General features: G+C 62.2%; 21 protein-coding genes. 15 read left to right on the top strand and 6 right to left on the bottom strand.

Annotated features, from left to right (window positions below):
* The first annotated feature begins 41 nt into the window (after nt 1-41).
* The 10 genes from M2335_RS03245 (at nt 42) to pcaF (ending at nt 8,933) form a co-directional block, all read left to right on the top strand.
* Nucleotides 42-908 carry a fumarate hydratase gene (locus M2335_RS03245; RefSeq protein ID WP_264593768.1) on the top strand — a complete coding sequence of 289 codons (867 nt, stop codon included), beginning with the start codon at nt 42-44 and terminating at the stop codon, nt 906-908.
* Nucleotides 908-1,537, top strand: a complete 630-nt coding sequence (locus M2335_RS03240; protein WP_264593767.1) for a fumarate hydratase C-terminal domain-containing protein — start codon at nt 908-910, stop codon at nt 1,535-1,537. The genes M2335_RS03245 and M2335_RS03240 overlap by 1 nt, the downstream gene beginning before the upstream one ends.
* Nucleotides 1,538-1,539: 2 nt before the next feature.
* Nucleotides 1,540-2,193 (top strand): flavin reductase family protein, encoded by a 654-nt coding sequence (locus tag M2335_RS03235; RefSeq protein WP_181558506.1) that lies wholly within the window; start codon nt 1,540-1,542, stop codon nt 2,191-2,193.
* 11 nt (nt 2,194-2,204) lie between these two features.
* Nucleotides 2,205-3,041 carry a hypothetical protein gene (locus M2335_RS03230; protein ID WP_264593766.1) on the top strand — a complete coding sequence of 279 codons (837 nt, stop codon included), beginning with the start codon at nt 2,205-2,207 and terminating at the stop codon, nt 3,039-3,041.
* Nucleotides 3,038-3,760, top strand: a complete 723-nt coding sequence (locus M2335_RS03225) for an HpcH/HpaI aldolase family protein (RefSeq protein WP_264587976.1) — start codon at nt 3,038-3,040, stop codon at nt 3,758-3,760. The genes M2335_RS03230 and M2335_RS03225 overlap by 4 nt, the downstream gene beginning before the upstream one ends.
* 12 nt (nt 3,761-3,772) lie before the next feature.
* The gene (locus M2335_RS03220; protein ID WP_264577239.1) at nt 3,773-4,549 is read left to right on the top strand and encodes a GntR family transcriptional regulator; all 777 of its coding nucleotides are present in this window, start codon (nt 3,773-3,775) and stop codon (nt 4,547-4,549) included.
* A 406-nt stretch (nt 4,550-4,955) separates the two neighbouring features.
* Nucleotides 4,956-6,254: an MFS transporter gene (locus M2335_RS03215; protein ID WP_264587978.1), complete on the top strand. Its 1,299-nt coding sequence runs from the start codon at nt 4,956-4,958 to the stop codon at nt 6,252-6,254.
* Between the two features lie 99 nt (nt 6,255-6,353).
* The gene (locus M2335_RS03210) at nt 6,354-7,037 is read left to right on the top strand and encodes a 3-oxoacid CoA-transferase subunit A (protein ID WP_264593765.1); all 684 of its coding nucleotides are present in this window, start codon (nt 6,354-6,356) and stop codon (nt 7,035-7,037) included.
* Nucleotides 7,038-7,050: 13 nt separating this feature from the next.
* Nucleotides 7,051-7,728, top strand: coding sequence for a 3-oxoacid CoA-transferase subunit B (locus tag M2335_RS03205; RefSeq protein WP_264593764.1), 678 nt, complete (start codon nt 7,051-7,053; stop codon nt 7,726-7,728).
* Nucleotides 7,725-8,933, top strand: coding sequence for a 3-oxoadipyl-CoA thiolase (gene pcaF, locus M2335_RS03200; protein WP_264593763.1), 1,209 nt, complete (start codon nt 7,725-7,727; stop codon nt 8,931-8,933). The genes M2335_RS03205 and pcaF overlap by 4 nt, the downstream gene beginning before the upstream one ends.
* Nucleotides 8,934-9,021: 88 nt before the next feature.
* Here the strand turns inward: pcaF and M2335_RS03195 are convergent, their stop codons facing one another.
* The 5 genes from M2335_RS03195 to M2335_RS03175 all read right to left on the bottom strand — a co-directional run bounded on the left by M2335_RS03195 (nt 9,022) and on the right by M2335_RS03175 (nt 16,396).
* Complete coding sequence (locus M2335_RS03195; protein WP_264593762.1) at nt 9,022-11,970, bottom strand: TonB-dependent receptor domain-containing protein; 2,949 nt, start codon at nt 11,968-11,970, stop codon at nt 9,022-9,024.
* 768 nt (nt 11,971-12,738) lie between these two features.
* On the bottom strand, nt 12,739-13,995 hold the full coding sequence (locus M2335_RS03190) for a phospholipase D family protein (protein WP_264593761.1): 1,257 nt from the start codon (nt 13,993-13,995) through the stop codon (nt 12,739-12,741).
* 76 nt (nt 13,996-14,071) lie between these two features.
* A complete protein-coding gene (locus M2335_RS03185; RefSeq protein WP_264593760.1) occupies nt 14,072-15,292 on the bottom strand; it encodes a hypothetical protein in 1,221 nt (406 codons plus the stop codon).
* Between the two features lie 127 nt (nt 15,293-15,419).
* Entirely contained in the window at nt 15,420-15,947 is a 528-nt protein-coding gene (locus M2335_RS03180) for a hypothetical protein (RefSeq protein WP_264593759.1), read from the bottom strand.
* On the bottom strand, nt 15,944-16,396 hold the full coding sequence (locus M2335_RS03175) for a hypothetical protein (RefSeq protein WP_264593758.1): 453 nt from the start codon (nt 16,394-16,396) through the stop codon (nt 15,944-15,946). Before M2335_RS03175 ends, M2335_RS03180 begins: the two co-directional genes overlap by 4 nt.
* Nucleotides 16,397-16,691: 295 nt before the next feature.
* Between M2335_RS03175 and M2335_RS03170 the strand changes: the two genes are divergently transcribed.
* The 4 genes from M2335_RS03170 (at nt 16,692) to M2335_RS03155 (ending at nt 19,083) form a co-directional block, all read left to right on the top strand.
* Nucleotides 16,692-17,285 carry a hypothetical protein gene (locus tag M2335_RS03170; protein ID WP_264593757.1) on the top strand — a complete coding sequence of 198 codons (594 nt, stop codon included), beginning with the start codon at nt 16,692-16,694 and terminating at the stop codon, nt 17,283-17,285.
* Nucleotides 17,286-17,364: 79 nt separating this feature from the next.
* The gene (locus tag M2335_RS03165; protein WP_264593756.1) at nt 17,365-17,838 is read left to right on the top strand and encodes a ParB/Srx family N-terminal domain-containing protein; all 474 of its coding nucleotides are present in this window, start codon (nt 17,365-17,367) and stop codon (nt 17,836-17,838) included.
* Nucleotides 17,769-18,716, top strand: a complete 948-nt coding sequence (locus M2335_RS03160) for a DNA-methyltransferase (protein ID WP_264593755.1) — start codon at nt 17,769-17,771, stop codon at nt 18,714-18,716. Before M2335_RS03165 ends, M2335_RS03160 begins: the two co-directional genes overlap by 70 nt.
* Entirely contained in the window at nt 18,709-19,083 is a 375-nt protein-coding gene (locus tag M2335_RS03155; protein ID WP_264593754.1) for a DUF5681 domain-containing protein, read from the top strand. Before M2335_RS03160 ends, M2335_RS03155 begins: the two co-directional genes overlap by 8 nt.
* Before the next feature lie 36 nt (nt 19,084-19,119).
* Here the strand turns inward: M2335_RS03155 and M2335_RS03150 are convergent, their stop codons facing one another.
* Nucleotides 19,120-19,326: a helix-turn-helix domain-containing protein gene (locus M2335_RS03150; protein ID WP_264593753.1), complete on the bottom strand. Its 207-nt coding sequence runs from the start codon at nt 19,324-19,326 to the stop codon at nt 19,120-19,122.
* 119 nt (nt 19,327-19,445) lie between these two features.
* Here M2335_RS03150 and M2335_RS03145 point away from each other — a divergent pair, with 119 nt between their 5' ends.
* Complete coding sequence (locus M2335_RS03145) at nt 19,446-19,700, top strand: DUF5818 domain-containing protein (RefSeq protein WP_264593752.1); 255 nt, start codon at nt 19,446-19,448, stop codon at nt 19,698-19,700.
* The last annotated feature ends 3 nt before the right edge of the window (nt 19,701-19,703 follow it).

Below are 19,703 nucleotides of genomic sequence, written 5' to 3'. Positions count from 1 at the left end.
CTCCTAGAACTAAAACCTAGTTATATGGGTATTCTCTTGTCATGATTACCGAGGATCTGGTCCAGGAGATATCGGAATCCCTCTACTCAGCCGCATTGCGGAGGGTTCCGCCGGATACGGTCCAGGCGCTGGAAGCAGCACGGGAACACGAGGCGCAGGAGGGCGCCAGGGCAACGCTCGATCTCATGGTGCGGAGCGCGCGCCTGGCAGAGGCGAAAGACACGTTCGTCTGCTCGGACAGTGGTGTGCCGACCTATTTCGTCGAAATCGGCGGGGCGGCACAGTGGCAGGGCGACCTCAAGGCCGCCATTACCCGCGGCTTCGATCATCTTGTCGAGACCATTTCACCGCCCCTTCTCAAACACGTCAATAATCCCCTGACGAACGAGCGCGGCGGGCCGGGCAAGGACATGCCCGCTATTACCGTCGATCTGCTCGGCAATGCCGATTATATCGACATCACCTGCGTGCCCAAGGCGCTCGGGTCGGGACGCTGGGCATCATTGCGCACGTTGATCTCGCCTTCGCTGGAAGACATCGAAGCCTGCGTGCTGGATGCCATCATCGAAGCGGGGTCTCAGCATTGCCCCCCCGTCGTTGTTGGCGTGGGAATTGGCGGAAATTTCGACCTGACGGCCAAGCTCGCCAATCGCGCGACCTATCGTGAGATCGGCTCTCTCAACCCCAATCCAACGCTCGCGGCCATGGAAGACCGGCTGACTGAGGCGGCCAATGCAACGGGTTTCGGCCCGATGGGGGTTGGCGGCAGCACCACCGCTCTTGCCGTCCACATCGATTACGCTTTCGGTCATGGCTACACGCCGGTCGCGGTCTGCTTCAATTGCTGGATCAACCGGCGGGCGAAGGCGCGGCTCCATAGCGATGGCCGCGTGGAACGACTGCTCTGATGGCGGTCGTCTCGATCACATGCCCGCCTTCCCGGGAAGCGGTGGCCGCGCTCAATGTTGGCGATCTGGTCTTTTTGAGCGGCGACATCGTCGTCACCGGCGGCCTGCCGGCCCACAAGCGGATGATCGACTGTCTTGATCGCGGCTTGCCACTGCCGCTCGCGATAGAAGGTGTTTTCATCCATCTCCCGCACATGATCGAGGCGCGGCCCGACGGCGGTTATGATGTGCAGTACGTCAATCCCACGACCAGCCGCCGCTTCGATGCCTTTATGCCGCAGCTTATCCGGGATCTGGACCTGCGCATTGTTGGCGGCAAGGGCGGCCTGGGCGCGGACGTCGCCAAGGTCATGGCAGAAACAGGCTGCGTCTACCTGTCGCTGCTTGGCGGCGGGAGCCCGATCCTGTCCGAAGCGATCAAAGAGGTTCTCGCCGTCGAATGGCGGGATTTTCCATCGCATTTCAGGCTGAGCAAGATGAGAGTCGAAAATCTCGGCCCTCTCACCGTCGGCATCGATGCCCGGGGCCGCTCCATCTACCAGTCTCTTGAAGATCAGGCGCGCAGTCGCCTGCCCGCAATCATGCAGACGCTCAAGCAGCGTCGCGTAGCAGCCGAAAGATCGGAATAATCATGGCCAATGTTCAGCCCCTCTTTTTCGATCCGAAGGACAGCGCGTCGTTCAAACGCGGTATCTTCAACGCCATTGTGGCGCCCCGGCCCATCGGCTGGCTGAGCACGGTCGACGAGCACGGCAAGTCCAATCTGGCGCCCTTCTCCTATTTCAATATCGTCTCGAACCTGCCGCCCATCCTCATGTTCTCCTGCAACACGCCGGAAGATCGGCCGGCCAAGGACACGTTGGCGAACGTCAGGAAGACTGGCGAGTTCGTCTTCAATCTCGTCGCTGCCAGTCAGCTCGAAGCGATGAACGATACCTCCTCGCCGGTGCCTTATGGCGTCGACGAATTCGAACATTTCGGGATCGAGAAAGCGCCCTGCCGGGTCGTCGCCGCGCCCCGCGTTGCCGCCTCGCCCTGCAGCCTGGAATGCCGGGTCATCAAGGTGATCTCGTTCGGCGGCGGCGATCTGGGACCGGAGACGAATGTCACGTTCGGCGAGGTGGTGGGGATGCATATTGCGCCCGGCTATCTGCACGAAGACGGGCATTTCGACACGCTCGCGGCCCGTCCGGTGTCGCGACTGGGCGGCGCCGAATATGCGGTAACGCAGGAGAGCTTCGAACTGGCGCGCAAGTTCAAGCGCGCCAATGAAGCAACCTATTGAGGGCCGAACACATGAACAAGCCAGTGCGAACGCCCATGCTCGTGGACCTGATGCCCGCTCCTGCCGATGAGCTTGGCCGCACCGCTGCCAGAGCGCAGAATTTCTCCATCGAGCGGGTCGAGAGCGGCCCCGCTGCATCGCATCGCTTCGCTTCGGAGCGGGAGATCATCCTGCTTCTTCCGCATGCTGGCGGAACGCTGAGCGGAGATCGGGCCATGGCGCTCCCCGGCCATAGCGTGGTCATCATCCCGGCCGGCGCCTATGCCTTCGAGTTGGACCGGCCCGCGGCCTTCTATCTTCTCGCGACCCATCGTGAGCAGGCCGACATGGCGATGCCCCGCAATGCCGACGCCTACGCTTCGCATGACGCGCGGGTGCGTCCCGTGGGCAAGGCTTATGAGCGCATCGCGCATGGGGGGGATGTCCGCATTCACCGGATCGAGGATGTGACCATTCCGCCCGACAATGGCAGGCTGCGTTTCCTTCAAAGCGAAACCATGAGCATCAACTGGGTCGAATATGACGGGCTGCGGGACAATAGCGCGCTAAGCCCCCATGCCCATGCCGATCTGGAGCAGGCAAGCCTGGCCATCGAAGGCCAGTTCACCCACCATCTGCGGACCCCTTGGGGCCGCGATGCGCGGCTCTGGCAGGAGGATCAGCATCTGCCTGCCGGCCCTTCCAGCGTGGTCGTCATTCCGCCCGAGATCATCCACACCACGGAGGGCGTGGGGGATGGCAAGCATGTGCTGGTCGACGTGTTCGCGCCCCCTCGCGCCGACTTCATTGCGAAGGGCTGGGTGTTCAACGCGCACGAATATCATGCCGAGGCGGAGCCTGCGGCATGAGCCGGGAAGCGCCTCGCGGGCTGTTCATCAAGACTCCGGCGCCCCAGATTGTCGAGATCCTGGCGCTGGAGAAGCCGGACTTCGCGGTGATCGATGCGGAGCATGGCCCTTTCGACCGGGGCATGCTCGATCTCATGATGCTGGCAGGACGCGCGGCGCAGTTGCCCTTGTTGGTGCGGGTTGCCGACGCCCAGAGCAGCTCGATCTGCAGCGCTCTGGATCTTGGGGCCGCCGGGATCATGGTTCCCCATGTCGCGTCGGTGGAGATGGCACGCGCCGTGGTCGCGAGCGCCCGCTATAAGGGCGGCAAAAGAGGCTATTCGAGCGCGCCGCGCCACGCAAATTACGGCTCGGGCTCGATGCGCGACGTCATCGATGCCGCGGACGATGTCCTTGTTCTGGTGCAAATCGAACATCCGGACGCGGCACTTGAGGCGAAAGCGATTCTGGAGCTTGAGGGCGTCGACGGGATCGTAATCGGTCGGGCGGACCTCGCCGTCGCCTTGGGCGAAAGCGACGCCTCCTCCCCTGCTGTCGAAGCGATCGTGACCTCGATTTTTCAGGCCGTGGCAGACAGCGAAAAGATCAAGGGCGTCGTCGTCTCCAGCGAGGCGGAGCGCCGTTACTTCTCGGACATGGGTGCCAATTGGTATATCATGGGGAGCGATCAAAGCCTTTTACGGAAGGCAGCCCGGCAGCTAATGGCGGACTCTTTGTAACGGAGACAGGCTGTGAGCACGCATTCAACCCGGTCCAATCCGAAAGGCCCCGGTGGCCGGCCCGCAGGAGCCGCCGATCTCGGCAGCCGGGGCATCGCGCGCTATCATCAACTCGCGGCCGTCTTCCGCCGCCATATCGAGACGGGCGTGTGGGAAGTCGGCAGCCAGATACCGACCGTCGTTGAGCTGGCCCTGTCCTATGATGTGGCGCGGGAGACGGTGCGGCAGGCCCTCGGCATGTTGGCCGAGGAAGGTCTGATCCGCCGATACCGCGCCAAAGGCACGTTCGTCACCGGCGCACCGCGCGATCAGATCTGGTGCCAGTTGGAGACCAACTTCCTCGGCCTGCTCCAGGCGCGCGAAGGCGCGCAGATCGAACTGATCGGCGAAGAGCGCAAGGTCGGCATCGCTGGAACGATCGAGTTTGGCGTTGCCGACGGGGCCTATCGCAAGCTCAGCCGCCGGCATTGGCGCGATGACCAGCCCTATATGATCGCCGAGGTCTTCATTTCCGAGCGCTGGGCGAACAAGATTCCGCGCGCGGCGTTCACAAGCAAGACGGCGTTGAAGCTGGTCGCCGACATCGATGGCCTCGCCATTGCCGATGTGGAGCAGATCATGACCATCGGCGTGGCGGATCTCGACGCGTCGATCTCTCTCCAGATCCCGCTCAACGCCCCTGTCGCGCAGATCGAGCGCTATGTGGTCGATGCGGACGGCATTCTCGTTCTGTTTGCGCGGAACACCTATCGAGGGGACGTCGTTCGCCTCAACATCAAGTCCAAATAGCCTTGAAACGGTCATTTCGTGGCCATTTCCTCCCAATCTCCGCTTTACTAGGCCGTTAATCTGGATATATAGGTTTTGTGTGAGAGAGAGCGTGCGCTGATGAGGGCGCGCTGTCGAGCCGGAGGGATGCAATGAACTGGCCACAGTTGATCGGCATAGGTTGCGCAGTGACATCGTCATGCGTCGGCGCCTTCGGGCTCTTCACGCTCAAGCCATTACCGCCATCAGCCCGGCTGGGCGCCCTCGCGACGCTGGATAGCGACGGAAACGGCCAGCTTTCGCGCGCGGAATGGGCATCTGGCGGTCGAAAGGCTGCCGCTTTCGATGCCCAGGATACCAACCGCAACGGCACCCTTGAACCCGCCGAGGTCCGGTCTCGGCGCGGCGCTGCTCGGAAGGATTGATTATGGATGCTCGGCCGGGCCTTGCCGGTGGCGCTCTCAAGCCAGCCGCCACCAAATTCTCCAGTCACCAGCTCTGGGCACTGACGATCCTGGGGATTTTCAGCGGCTTTAACATGGTCGATCGCGGCTTGCTGGCGCTCAATCTGGAGCCGATCAAACTCGAGCTCGGTGCGACCGATACCCAGATGAGCCTGGCCGCGGGCATCGGCTTCTTCCTGCTGAATGCCGTCGCCGGCGTGCCCCTGGCGCGTCTGGCCGATCGCTACAGCCGTCGCGACATCATCGCCATCGGTTTCGGCTTTTACAGCCTCATCATCGGCTTGATGGGGATGGTCACCAGCTTTGTCGGCCTGCTGTTCACGCGCATGCTGCTGGGGATCGGCGAGGCATCGGGTAACGCCCCTTCCAGCGCGATGGTCAACGATCTGGTGCCGCCGCAAAACCGCCGGATGGCCCTTGCGAGCCTGCGGATTTTCGGCGCGATCATCGTTCTCGTGATGATGAGCAGCCTCGGCTACGTCACGGATCGCTACGGCTGGCGTGCGTCTTTCTACGTTCTGGCTTTGCCGGCGATCATCCTCGTGCCGTTGGCCATCTTCACCGTGCGCGAGCCGGAGCGCGAGAAGGACGCCCAGGGCAAGGCCATTGCACCGGTCAGCCTGAAAGCGGCCTGGGCTCAGTGGCGCCGCTCACCGGCTTTCCTGCTTGTGATCACCGGGTTCGCGCTGGCTGGCGTGACGTTGCAGGCCAACAGTGTATGGGCGCCGGCCTTCCTGGTCCGGGTTCGGGAACTGTCTCCCACGGAAATTGGCGTGCTTTCGGGAATTTCGCGCGGCCCGGCCTTGCTGATCGGCGCGCTTGTCGGCGCATGGGTCACCGACCGACTTGCCCGGCGTGACCATCGCTGGCGCTTCTGGGTGCCGGGGATCATGCTGATGCTGGGCGCGCCCGCCGAAATGACCTATCTGATGGCAGACGACTATTGGGTGTGGATGCCCGCCTATCTGCTGACCGGAATGCTGATCATGGGGTCGCAAGCGTCGACGGTTGCCATCTGCATGGACGTATCGGGCGCCGGTCTGCGCGCGACAGGGTTGGCCTTCGCGCTCCTCGCCAGCAATTTCTTAGCCGATCTCATCGGGCCGACCAGCATCGGCCTGATGAACGATACGATCTTCGCCGATCTTGGCGTCCACGCATTGCGCTATTCGATGGGAATCGTGGCGTGCTCGGCGGCCGTTGGCGGCTTTCTGATCTTCGTCGCCTCCCGGTTTGAGACGGAGCAAACCCGCTCCGGCTAGCCGATGGCGGCGGGACATGGGCGCCTTGGGCGGATCGGCGTTCGCCCCCTGCCCTACCCCGCGTGATCCACTCGGTTTTGGCCTCCTGGATTTAACATCATGATCGACAAGACCTTTGCATCCCTGATCGAGGCGACAGCGGATATTCCTGATGGCGCCTCGGTGATGATCGGCGGGTTCGGAACCGCTGGCATGCCGGACGACCTCGTCGACGCGCTGATTGCGCGGGGCGTGGGCAACCTCACCATCATCAGCAACAATGCGGGCAATGGCGAATCCGGCCTCGCAGCATTGATCCGGGCCGGATGCGTCGCGAAGATCATCTGTTCCTTCCCGCGCCAGGTTGATTCCCACCATTTCGACGCGCGCTATCGGGCCGGAGAGATCGAGCTCGAACTCGTGCCGCAAGGCAATCTGGCAGCACGGATACAGGCCGCCGGTGCGGGCCTTGGCGCAATCTTCACGCCCACCGGCTTTGGCACGCAACTCGCAGAGGGCAAGGAAACCCGCCGCATCGGCGAGCGCGATTATGTGCTGGAATATCCGATCTCGGCGGACTTCGCGCTGATCAGGGCACACCGCGGCGACCGCTGGGGCAATCTCGTCTACAGCAAGACGGCCCGCAACTTCGGCCCGATCATGGCGATGGCGTCCAGAACATGCATCGCTCAGCTGTCCGAAATCGTCCCGCTGGGAGCCCTCGATCCTGAAGCGATCGTGACGCCCGGCATCTTTGTCCAGCGAGTGGTGCAGGTCGATCGCCGGAACGTGGCCGCCGCATGAGGAGAAGCCTGCCATGAACCGACGCGATCGCAATCAGCTTGCCCAGCGCGTGGCGCAGGACATCCCGGAGGGCGCCTACGTCAATCTCGGCATCGGACTGCCAACCAAGATCGCGGACTATCTGCCAGCAGACCGCGACATTTTCCTCCAGAGCGAAAATGGACTGCTCGCCATGGGGCCTGCGCCAGCGCCGGGCGAGGAGGATTGGGAACTGATCAACGCAGGCAAGCAGCCGGTCACCCTGCTACCCGGCGGCGCCTATTTTCACCATGCGGACAGCTTCGCGATGATGAGGGGCGGCCATATCGATATATGCGTGATGGGCGCCTATCAGGTGTCCGTGACCGGCGATCTCGCCAACTGGCATACCGGCGAGGAAGGCGCGATCCCGGCTGTCGGAGGCGCGATGGATCTGGCAATCGGCGCCCGGCAGACCTTTGTGATGATGGACCTGCTGACCCGCCAAGGGAAAAGCAAGCTCGTGGCCGAGTGCAGCTATCCGCTGACAGGGCTGGCCTGCGTGTCCCGCGTCTATACCGATCTTGCCACCTTCGAAGTGGGGCACGCAGGCGCCCGCGTGATCGACATGGTGGATGGCCTCGGCCTTGACGATCTCCGTGCGCTCACCGGAGTGCCCTTGGAACTCACGGCCGGAGCGCGAGGCCTCTGCGGATCGGGGCAAGAGGCATGAGAGAGGCCTTCATCTGCGATGCCATCCGCACCCCGATCGGGCGCTATGGCGGGAGCCTCTCCGGCATAAGGGCGGACGATCTGGGCGCGTTGCCTATCAAGGCGCTGCTCGAACGCAATCCGCAACTCGACCCAGCCGCGATCGAGGAGGTGTTCTACGGATGCGCCAATCAGGCGGGCGAGGACAATCGCAATGTCGCGCGGATGAGCCTCTTGCTTGCCGGGCTACCTGTGACGGTGCCGGGCGTCACCCACAACCGCCTGTGCGCTTCGGGGCTGGAGGCCGTCAGCGCGGCCGCGCGCGCGATCGGCACGGGGGAGATGCAGCTTGCGCTGGCTGGCGGTGTGGAGAGCATGAGCCGCGCGCCGCTTGTCATGGGCAAGGCCACAAGCGCTTTCGACCGCGATCAGCAGTTGATGGATACAACGATGGGCTGGCGCTTCATCAATCCGGCACTGGATGCCGCCTATGGCACGGAGACGATGCCGCGAACGGCCGAGAATGTCGCATCGGCATACAAGATCAGCCGCGCGGATCAGGATGAATTTGCGCTCCGCAGCCAGCAGCGCGCCGCCGCGGCAAGAAGCAGCGGCTTCCACGACGGTGAAATTCTGCCCGTCGCGGTGCCGGGAAAGGTGCGTGGAGAGACGGATCTCGTGTCCTTCGACGAGCACCCGCGCCCTACCACCTCCCTTGAAACGCTCTCGCGGCTCAAGCCCTTGTTCGGTGCCGAAGGCACCGTCACCGCCGGCAATGCGTCCGGCATCAATGACGGCGCGGCGGCGATGATCATCGCGAGCGAACAGGCCGCGAAGACCTTCGGGCTGACGCCGCGTGCGCGCATCCTCGGCGCGGCCGCAGCGGGCGTAGAGCCCGGGCTAATGGGAATCGGCCCGGTGCCGGCCACGCAAAAGCTGATGCAGCGGCTCGATCTCACCATCCGTGACTTCGACGCGATCGAGCTGAACGAAGCTTTTGCCAGCCAGAGCCTGGCGGTCCTCCGGTCGCTCGGGCTGGAAGACGATGCGGCGCACGTCAATGCGCATGGCGGCGCCATCGCGCTGGGGCATCCGCTCGGTATGTCGGGCGCGCGCCTCGCGCTGACATTGGTGCGTCAACTGGAACAGACCGGTGGCCAACGCGGGCTCGCCACCCTTTGCGTGGGCGTGGGCATGGGTCTGGCGCTGGCGGTGGAGCGCGTCTGAACAGGCGGTTTCAGAACTTGCACGAAACACCGCACGCTAGGCGCCCCAGCCTTGCACGGGAGGGCCGGAGACCGGCCCTCCCTCAGCCTCAGTATCTCACCCGCACACCGGTCTGGAAGCGAGCGCCCAGCGTGTCGAAGAACACAGGGTTCGTGGGGTAAGGCGAGCCGCCGCTCCCGCCGGTAGCAACCGCAATCGGCGGAGATTTATCGAACAGATTTTCGATCTTTCCGAAAATCTCGAAGTTCTGATCGCCCGAGCCGAAGGGGATGCGATAGGTCATCGCCAGATCCACATAGGTCGCCCCGTCGAAACGGTTGACGCTGATGCTGTTGGGGAGAGAAGGATCATAGCCCTCGTCCTCAGGACCGACCTTGGTCACGTCGCCAATGCCGGAGCCGATCCGCCGCACCTGCAAGACACTCGTGAAGCCACCCTGATTGTAAGTGACCGATGCATTCCACCGCCATGCGGGTGCCGGATTGAAGTCGGCTCGGCCCACGAGAGGCCCGGTCATGCCGGCATAATCGAGGGCACGGACATTGGGATCGGGTTGGACCTTGAGATCATATTGATGCGCCGCAAGTACCCGCAGGGTCAGCGCGCCGTCCCAATTGCTTGCCACGTCGGACAGCGGGAGATTGTACTCCAGTTCGAAATCAAGGCCGCGATAAGTGATCAGGCCCAGATTGACCTGACGGGCATCGATGAAGCTGATGTCGGCTAGATTGCCGCCGCTGAATGTTATGCGGTCGCAGAAGGTGTCGAACTGATCGCACAGATCGACAATCGACTGCCCGGACAGCGTGGTGACCGCATCCTTGAGCTTGATCTCGAACCAGTCCGCCGAAAAGCGCAGGCCCGGGACGAAGGCAGGTTGCAGCACGATCCCCGCTGTCGTCGTGTCCGCCTTCTCAGCGCCCAGCTGGAAGCTGCCGCCGCTCAGGATCGGCGTGGCATCATTAGCGTTGCCGCCGGGCCCATTGGGATTGCGGACGGTGCCCTGCGAGGTGCCAGGGTCGGTCGGCACCTGCTGCAGGAACAGCTCCCGGAAGCCCGCAGCGCGGATATCGCGCGACCGCGATCCACGAAACCGCACGCCCCTTAGTGGCTCGTAAATGGCGCTGAGCTTCCAGCTGGTGGCTGTCGTCGACTTCGCTTCGTCGGTGATGCGGTTCTTGGCGCTGTTGCGCGTGTACCGGATCGCGCCGTTCAGATCGAGCCGCTCGGCTCCTGGCAGCCCGGCCAGCAAAGGCGCGTTGAGTTCCGTAAAGCCTTCAAGAACCTTGATGCTTCCGCCGTAATCGAGGCCGAAGGTGAAGGCGTAATCAAGATAGTTGGGAATGTCGCCATGGGTGACATTGCCGCTTTCCGTCCGGTACTCGCCGCCCGCCGCAAAGCCGATCGGCCCCGCGCCAATGCCGCCAAACAGATCGCCGGTGATGCTGGCGGCCAGGACGTGCTGATCATAGACGAAGTCTTCGAACACCGGCCGATAGACATAATCGATCGCGGCTTGCGTTAGATTGTCGAGGCCGAAGAAGTTTGCCGGAGAGCAACCGACCGCAATGGGGTTGGGGTTCGGTTTCAACAACTCGGCGCATACGATCGTGCCAGGAGCCACCCCCAGCACATTGCCCGCCGGCGCGCGAACGGCATCGAGAGCGAAAATGAAAGGCGTGTTGACGCGCGAGCGATTGCGCATCTGATTACGCTCATTGTGCCCATATTGGTAATAGGCATCCCATTTCCAGCTGCCGCCGAGATCGCCCGAGAGGGCAATCACGCCCCGGTACACTTCCACCTCCGCGCGGCTGTAGGACGGGATCTGACCGTCAAGATCCTTGCCGAAACTGAATGAGGCACCGCCCAGCAGAGCGGCAAGCTCGGGCGGAACATAAGGGTTGGTGGCTTTCACGAAGAAGGTGGATCGCGGACCTGCCGTCAGCGTGGCGGCCCGGGCGATCCGCTTGCCATAGTTGAACTCTCCGGAAAGCGTCAGGCTATCGCTGAGCGCAAATTCCGCGGCCGTATAAGCGACAATGCGCTCCAGCCCGGCCTGAAGGCTGGCATCGTCATAGTTCGAAATGCCATCGCTGCCTTGGACCTGGCCGATGGTGCTGTTGTTGACGAACTCGCCCTGATCGAAGGGCACGATTCCCCTGCCATCAGCCGTGAACCGATAGTTGCGTGCCGCGAGCGGGGCGGGCGCGCGATTGCGCACGACGCCATAAGGTGTGTTGAATGCCAGCGCGGAATCCCGGCCCAAAACATAGTTGGGCAGCCCGAAGCCCGGCGAGCCCGGAACATTGTATCCCGACGGTTGGCCATTGGGCAGGATATTATTGGCGTTCTCGAAGATATCCCAGCCGGCCTGACACCAGCGACGGGCATTGAAACAGCTCTCGATCTCGTCCTGATCCTGATATTCGACCCCGAGGATGATGTGACCGCGATCCCCCGCGAAAGAGGTGCCATAGGCCAGCGACCCATGGATCTTGCGCCCGTCGCCACGAAAGGTGAGGCCGGAATCAACCTGTGCGCGAAGGCCCGTCATCTTATTGTCCAGGATGATGTTCACGACCCCCGCGACAGCATCCGAGCCATAGGCGGCCGAGGCCCCACCCGTCACGGTCTCCACCCGCGCAATCAGGGCGCTGGGAATGAGGTTGAGGTCAACGGCCCCGCCGTCCCCGGTCGGCACGAAGCGGCGGGTGTTCACCAGCGTGAGCGTGCGTGTTCCGTAAAAAGGGTTCAGGCCACGGAGGTTCGCCGTCGCGGACCCCACCTCCGCGCCAGACGCATTGCCCGGGTTGGTGTCCGAAATGGCACTGGTGATCTGAGGGATGCTGTTGAGAACATCCTGCGAATTGGTCTGCACGAGGTTCCTGATCTGCTCGGCGCCAATCACGGTAAGCGGCTGAGGGGAGTTGAAACCGCTGGTACGGATGCGTGATCCGGTGACGACGATCGACTCCTGCTCCGCAGCGGCCCGCGCTTCAGGGGACCCTGCCCCCTCCCCGTCTTGCGCATGCACAGGCGCTGCTGAGCAAATGCATCCTAGGGCGACCGCCCCAACAGATGCCAACAAGTGATTCCGCGATATGTTCTGCCTCACCGTCTATCTCTCCCCATCGCCCGATTAGATTACCGGTAACTTTTCCGGTAAATCCTAGAATGGAGATTGGGCCTTGGCAAACCAACTATCGGCAATTGGGTCAGTATGCCTTTTTAGGCAAGCAACTGAGCCGTTCGGATCAAAGCAGGTAACCGCGTCGGGAGCGCCACCTATCGCGGCCTTGTCAGAACCCGCACTCTCCTGGAGTGCCAGCTCCACCGTGGCAACCTCGTGACGTCCCACATGGTCGAGCGCTCAAAGCGGCCCGTCTGCGGCAATAATTCACCGCTTCGATGAAGCCATGTGCGCATATTGATCAATGAAGTGATCGTCGGCGAGAGTAGCGAATCCCACGTCATCGGGCATGGCGCACACGCTGCCATCGAAACGGCAGCGATTTCCGCCGCCGCCTCAAAGAAGGCCTAAATGCTCATCTTTGACTGGGAATGGTGCGTAGCGCAGTCCTGAGCGAACGCGTCTGGGAGCCTGTTTCCCTGCCAGCAGGGTATTTTGCAGGGAAATTAAGGAGAATCTGCTCATCAAGCGGATCCTGCAGTCGTGAGACGCCCGGAATGCCAAGTGCGCGAGACCAAATTCCCTACTGCGGTGAGCAGGGAATAATTTTGGCGGAGCAGGGAAACGTAAGTGAGCGCCAACCTTGATGACGCGGATTTGCGTTGGCCAGCGTCAATCGCCTTCATAGTAAATGATATCGAGCAACGCGACGCGACCTTCCCAAATTTGTCGCTCGCGTCGGCCGGCAGGCTTTGGGGATTGATACCAAGGTGCGCTGCGAACAGGTTCGATCACCCTTTCCCAATAATTCTTGATACTTATGGTGCTGGGCTTGAAGTCCAAGTCCTGTGCGAGGCCCCGGCGATTTGCGCCATCTACGCAGACAAACGCATCGGGCCGCTTCATTGCCAGGAGGCGTGATGCTGTAGGGATGCCTCCGCCTCTGGTTCTCAGCGCGAATGCCTCATGGAAGCGCACGACGAACTCATCAAAATGCCCGCGCGTGATCTCGCCTCTTGCGGGGATAAGGTCGATCGCTGCGGCTAGTCCCTGTGCGCCCTCGCTCGTTCCGACTAGGCCAGCAAAATCACCGGCTCCGCGCATGGTGCCGAACTGCCCGAAATCCAGTGTGTGTGCTAAGGTCATCTGCAGGTTTTTCATGTCGGGCCGGCCGATCACACCGGAAATAGCTTTCCGTTCTGGGGCGGGCAGGTCGGCAAAGGAAGCCACGCCTGCGAACATGGTTTGCGCGGCTTGCAGAACTTGCAGGCCGTTTTCCAATCGCCTGTGTCCATTGCCAATGGCAGTGGTGGCGAAGCTGTTGATGTGCCGCAGGTATTCCTGCCACGTCCAACTGGCTATCTCCGAATTGAGTCCCTTCCAGTCCCGCGCTGGTGCCCCAAGATTAGGGTTGTCGAGCTTGCGACGCCCGCCACGCAGCTTGAATTTTGCGCGATATTCGTCCGCAAGCACTTTTGTCAGCGGTTTGGAGTGCCTCTCGTACCCCCGAATCTCGGCAAGGATCTGTTGGAAGACATGTTCGCTCGCGCTGCCTGCAATCAGCAACCCCGCTTCTGTGTTCCGCCCCATCCCGCCATTGGTGAAATTCGCACTTCCGACGATGGCTTCCGCTAAGTTGCCGGTCTGAAAGTAGTAGATTTTGGGATGGAAGATTGCTGGCGGCCCTCTTTCCGCGACATATGCGTTGGCGATGCTTGCGGCACGGTCGAGGAAGTCGGGGTGCGTGCCGAATCCATCGACGCCAACGATCAGCTCGCGGACTTTCTTGGCGTTTGCCTTGTTGGTGAGCGCCCTGGCCAGATCGTGATCCGAAGCCCAGGCTACGGCGATATGAATCTGGTCGTGCTCGTCGATTAAGCGCACAAGCTGGGTCGGAATATCTTCTCCAGTTATCAGTTCAACTTGCACGCGCCTCACTCCTTAACGTCGAACGCCACGCTAACGTTTTCAATCAAACCGACGGGTCTGGTCTAACCGTTGCCCTTCAGTCTTCGGGGGGCGGCAATTGCGGTGGGTGCAGGTGCTTCAGTACTTGACCCGACAGGATCGGATCGAGCGCGTCCGCTTCCCGCAACGCCCAACTCGCCCATGCTTCCAGCGTTTCAGCGTCCACAACCACTCGATCCCGCATGGCTTCACGGACTTCCGCTATCAGAGTGCGCAGGTCCCGTGCGGCCCGGAGGAGTTCCCCGCTCGTTCGCAGGTCCGTTACGCGCTGCTCGTTCAATTCGCGGGTCCGTTCGAGACGACGCCTTTCGCGTTCGCGTCGTGCCTCTTCGGCTTCCCGCTCCCGCTCGATGCGTTCCTGTTCCGCGCGTTCCTCGTCTTCGCGGAGGCGCTGCCTGAATTTGGCTTCGCCGGCGACGATGAGCGCCGCCGTGATTTCGGCGATCCTGCTTTCCAGCCTGTTGCCGTCCTCATCCTGCCATGTGTCACCGATTTCCCGATCGAATCCCGGCTTCACGCGCAGGATGAGAGGTGTGCCGACGGGGAGGGCGGGGTCTGGGCGGCGGTATCCGTGGCTGACAATCGTTCGGTGCTTACCCGCGATCTCCAATGAAAGGCCGAGCCACGTCGATCCTATCCTAGCCCGCGCGCTTATTTCGGTGTCGGTCGCGCTCGCGTCTCCGCTATGACCACGCTTCGCCAGAGCGAGGAGGATTCCGTTGAACAGTTTCAGGCGGCGCTGGTCGACCGGGTTATCGAATCTCGGTGCATCCCAGTGCCACGAGCTGGTTGCCGCCTTCTGGCGACGGCGCTCCTCCTTCCCAGTGATGTCGTTGAGCCCGGGATGATGGCTTTCGAGGGTTCGAGGCACGGTCACCCTGCCCAGCGCCTTCAATTCTCTCTCCCGCAGTGCCCCCAGATCTCCCGGAACTTCCGGAGTTTCGAACGGTCCGTCTGCGGAAATTGGAAGTGCTTGCGCGATGAAGGACGAGAAGCGGGAGTCGACCATTAGCCGACCGCTTTCACCGGGACGGCGGTGAGGCGCTCTCGGCGGTGCCGGCACTTTCCTGCCCGCGTGGACCCGGTTCCAGTGCCCCTGAGGCGGCGTGACTACGCCGAATCCCTTGAGCAGCTTTTTCAGGCCGACATCGCTCAGGCCGACCTTGGCGGCGAGGTCGCGCATGGGAGCGGACCAAGCGAACGCGATGAGGTCATCAGGCAGGACCATGATTTCGTTTCTGTGGTACCAGTAGTTCAACGCCCGCCTCCGGCTCGCTGCCTGTGTCTGCTCGCGGCTCCAATCCCAATCGGCTTAAAGAATCCCGAGCCCGCCATTCGTTGTCTGCCTGTACTCTCAGGATTTCAATCAGCTGAGCGGACACAAACTAGTCGAGATCGTGCCACTCGATATGCACCTCTCCCTGGAGCAACGCGGCCGCACGAGTGATCGGCTTGAGCATCGGCTGGCGGCGGGATTTCTGAAAGAATTTTCCGGTCCGCGCCTGCCGGTCGAGCTCGACATAGGAAAGGCCGTGGACCTTGGCACGGTGGCGAATGGCGTTCAACGCCTGCACCTCGAAGATTGCCGGTGGAGCGCGGCGATGGGGTGCCCGGACGTGCCCGGCTTTGGACTTGATCTGGCTTAGCCGAAGCCCGGGGAAGAGGGATTCGAGTTCCTTGTCGGGGACATGGTTCTCGAAGGCCTCGCGCAGACGCCTGACCTCGATGTTCGTCCAAACGTGACGACGGATTACGATGCCGAGGCATCGTACGCGGTGCTTTAGTGCGGCGAGCGAGCGGTACGGCAAGGCCGCCCGCAACTGGTCGTAATGGGGATACAGGCTCCGCAGCTGTTCGTCCTCTTCAGCGGTCCATCTCACCGCTTGCCCCAAGGCGTCCGGGGGCTTGCTCATGGCTCCCGCCATCGAACGACAGGCGTTCCGCCCAACAGCGTCATCGCGCGCTGGAGCGCGGTCCAGTCCATGTGCCGCGGGCTCACAAAATACTGCTTTCGCGCCACGTACGAGTCGAGCTCTGGCATGGTGATGCGAAGGTCAAAAGCCCGTGCGCGAATACTATCGACCAAAGGCATACCAGTCGACTTCGGCGGGCGCCGTGGGCGACGATACCCCATCGCGGAGGCCTTGCCCCAGATCTGCCTTTTCGATTTGCCGGGGAACATCTCCGTGAGCGCGGCTACAGGCACACCGGCCACGTAGGGACGCCGAAGTTGCGCGGCGTCGCCATCGGTCCAAATCCGCAGGGGCGGCACCAGTCCAATCGTTCGAGCCTTATGGGCGATAGCACCTTCGGTCCGGCGAGGCAGTGCCACCTTGAGCGCCTGCTTGTCGGGGTAGAGCAAGCGAAGTGCCTCCAACTCAATGGCTGTCCAAACGGGCTGTCCGGCAATGGTGCAACCGGTCCGTTGGATGTGTCCGACGAGCGTGTCTCGTCCTTGAAGTCCGCGTAGTTGCGCTCTTGTGAGAAGCATGTCGTCTTTTCTGTCCTGTCCGGCCGGGGGGTGCCCTACGCGTTGAATAGCGCGCATTTTACGGAATGGCTGGCGCTTCGACCGACTACAGCTTCCGCGAAGGGATGATTGACCAGGAGTGAGAGAGGATATATGGGTGTAAAAAGTCACTCTATAGGCTCTACCCATGCCGACCGTGTTGCCCGACCTTGATCTAACCCTTGGCCAGATGCTCTGGGCGGTTCGTTATGGGCACGAACCCGACCAGCATTTCCGGGATGAGATCCGCTATCTTCGACTCCTTGATATCCCGGGGGCATCGGCAACCCAGGCCAGCGGTCCCGGCAAGCGTATTCGCTACGGTTTCGCCGATCTGGTCGAGCTCGGACTGGCGGTCACGGGTCTGGATCTCGGCTTCCGGCCCAAGGATATCGCGGTGGTGCTGGTCGGTCAGCGCGAGGGGATGCATCGGCTCTATGCGAACGCCTGGCTGGACCTGCCCGATGCCGCGCTTGTCGCGGACTGGATCAAAAGCCGGGGGCGGATCAAGCCCCTGATCGCGGATGAGATATTCGTCCGTCTGCATGATCGGCGCGGGGAAAAATGGGGGCAGATCGATCTCATCGGTGCGCAAGAAGCAGATGACGCGCTGCCCATGCTCGAACCCGTGGAGCGGTTCGGCAGCGTAGCGCCGCGTCGCCTGATTCCGCTCAAACGGCTCATGCTCCAGTGGGTCGCCTGGGCGCTAGAAGCCCCCGATATCAAGCCAGGTCGCAGGTAGCCTGCGATCGTTTCCGGTAAGCAAGGAAGCCAAACCAGAGCTTTATAAGTGATAAATTACATTCGGAGGAGTGATCGCGATGCGGTATGATCAACGTTTCTCGAATATCAGGCTGCGCATCGAGTATGTGTCGCCTTCGGTCCTCGTGGCGGCGAAGCACAACCCCCGGGTTCACGGGGTGCGCCAGATCAAGGCGCTAGCGAAATCGATCGACGCTTTCGGTTTTGTCGCGCCGGTCATCGCGGACGAGAACGATGTGCTGATTGCCGGTGATGCGCGTGTCGAGGCCGCCAAGCGGGTCGGCCTTGCAGAAGTGCCGGTCGTGCGCGTCGAACACCTCGACGAGCACCAGAAGCGTGCCCTGATGATTGCCGACAACCGGCTCACCGACATGTCGAGCTGGGATGACGCACTGCTCGCGGAGAACCTCAGGCTTCTGGCCGAGGTCGAGCTTAATTCGACATCGAGGCGACGGGCTTTACCATGGGCGAGATCGATCTGCGCATCGAGGGCGTTGAATCGCTGCCGGATGATGACCCCGACGATGCCGTGATTGATGACGTGTCAGGGCTCGCAGTCAACCAGGTCGGCGATCTCTGGCAGCTGGGTAATCACCGTCTCCTGTGCGGTGACGCGCTCGACGAGGCAAACTGGGCCAAGCTGATGGGCGGCAAGAAGGCCGCAATGACTTGCAGCGATTTTCCCTACAACGTGAAGATCAACGGCCATGTCTCCGGGCTTGGCGAGGTCCGCCACGCGGAGTTTCCCATGGCCGCCGGCGAGATGGACAAGGCCGAGTTCACGGCGTTTCTGCACCAAACGTTCGGCAACATTGTCCGCCATAGCCGCGCGGGCTCGCTGCACTACATCTTCATGGATTGGCGTCACCTCGGCGAGATGCAGACCGCCGGCGACGCGGTTTTCAGCGAGCTCAAGAATGTTTGCGTATGGGCCAAGGACCGCCCGGCGATGGGTTCCCTCTACCGCTCCCAGCACGAGATGATCTTCGTCTGGAAAGCGGGCCGCGAGCGCCACCGCAACAATGTCGAGCTGGGCCGCAACGGCCGCAACCGCAGCAATGTCTGGGAGTACCCGGGTATTGGCGGCTTTCGCCACTCGGACGAAGGCGATCTGCTCCGACTTCATCCGACCGTGAAGCCGGTACGGATGATCGCCGATGCCATCCTCGACGTGACCGCGCGCGGCGATATCGTACTCGATCCTTTCATCGGCTCGGGCACCACCATCATCGCCGCCGAACGGGTCGGCAGGCGCGCTCACGGCATGGAACTCGACCCGGTGCACGCCGATACCGCGATCCGTCGCTACGAGCGGCACAGCGGCCAGGATGCAATCCATGTCGAGACCGGCCTCACCTTCTCCGAACTCGCGGATCAGCGCGCCGCCGCAATGGACGCCCACCATGGCTGACGATGACGGTTATGAGGTGGGCTATGGCAGGCCGCCCAAGCATACGCGCTTTCAGAAGGGCAGGTCCGGGAACCCGTCAGGCAAGAAACGGCCGCAGGAGGGGCCCGGCCAGATTTTTCACCGGCTGCTGCGGGAAAGCGTGACCGTCTCCGAAAATGGTCGCAAGCGGACGATGGCGAAGCTGGAAGTCGTGTTGAGTCAGATCATCAACAAGGCAGCGAGCGGCAGCGACAAGCACTTCAAGCTCTTCCTGGAGATGATGACCCGTTTCCCGCCCGAGGCCGTGACGATGCGGCTGGACCGCGAGGACGAACAGTTCCTCGCCGATTTCCTGGCGGCGGCTAAAGCTCTCGATGACGAATATTGAAGCGCTAGCCCACCCGGGCGGTGGCGTCCCCGACACTCAGGCGAGCAGCTCGCCCGCAGTCACGCCGAGCCCATGCGCCAGCTTCTCCACGACGGTGATCGTCGGATTGCGGGCGCCCCTCTCCAAGTCACTCACATAGGTTCGGTGAATACCCGCCAGATCGGCAAAAGCCTCCTGGCTTAAGCCCTTGGCAGTGCGCAGTTTGCGCAGATTTCCCGCGAGGCGCTGGCGAACATCATCCATCGCCAGAGAAACACGCTGATGCAGCCGATCCGTCTACAGACGATCAGTGACATTCTGCTTGACTTGCCGGCTCTCGTCCGGCTTCACGATGTCACTGATCGTATGCATAGGATCGAGTCATGCCCCGTGGCACCCACCACATTCTCACCGGAATACTGCTGACCGGCAGGCGGGGATTCGAACTGCATGTCGATGGTGGTGGCGTTTGGGCGCTCGATGTCTTGTCCTGGCGCAGGTCCCGGCGAATGCTCGGCAGGCGGATTACCGTTGAAGGAACGCGTGCCGGGTTCGACCTTCTCGACGTACATGCGATGTGGATCGGCGCGCGCCGCCCAGCCTCCGCAAGTGGCTGGGTAAGTCGGTTGTTCGGCTGAACG

The organism is Sphingobium sp. B12D2B, assembly GCF_025961775.1.
Classification (GTDB): domain Bacteria; phylum Pseudomonadota; class Alphaproteobacteria; order Sphingomonadales; family Sphingomonadaceae; genus Sphingobium.
The sequence above is the reverse complement of the archived record's forward strand: the minus strand, read 5'-3'. Positions and strand labels throughout refer to the sequence as shown.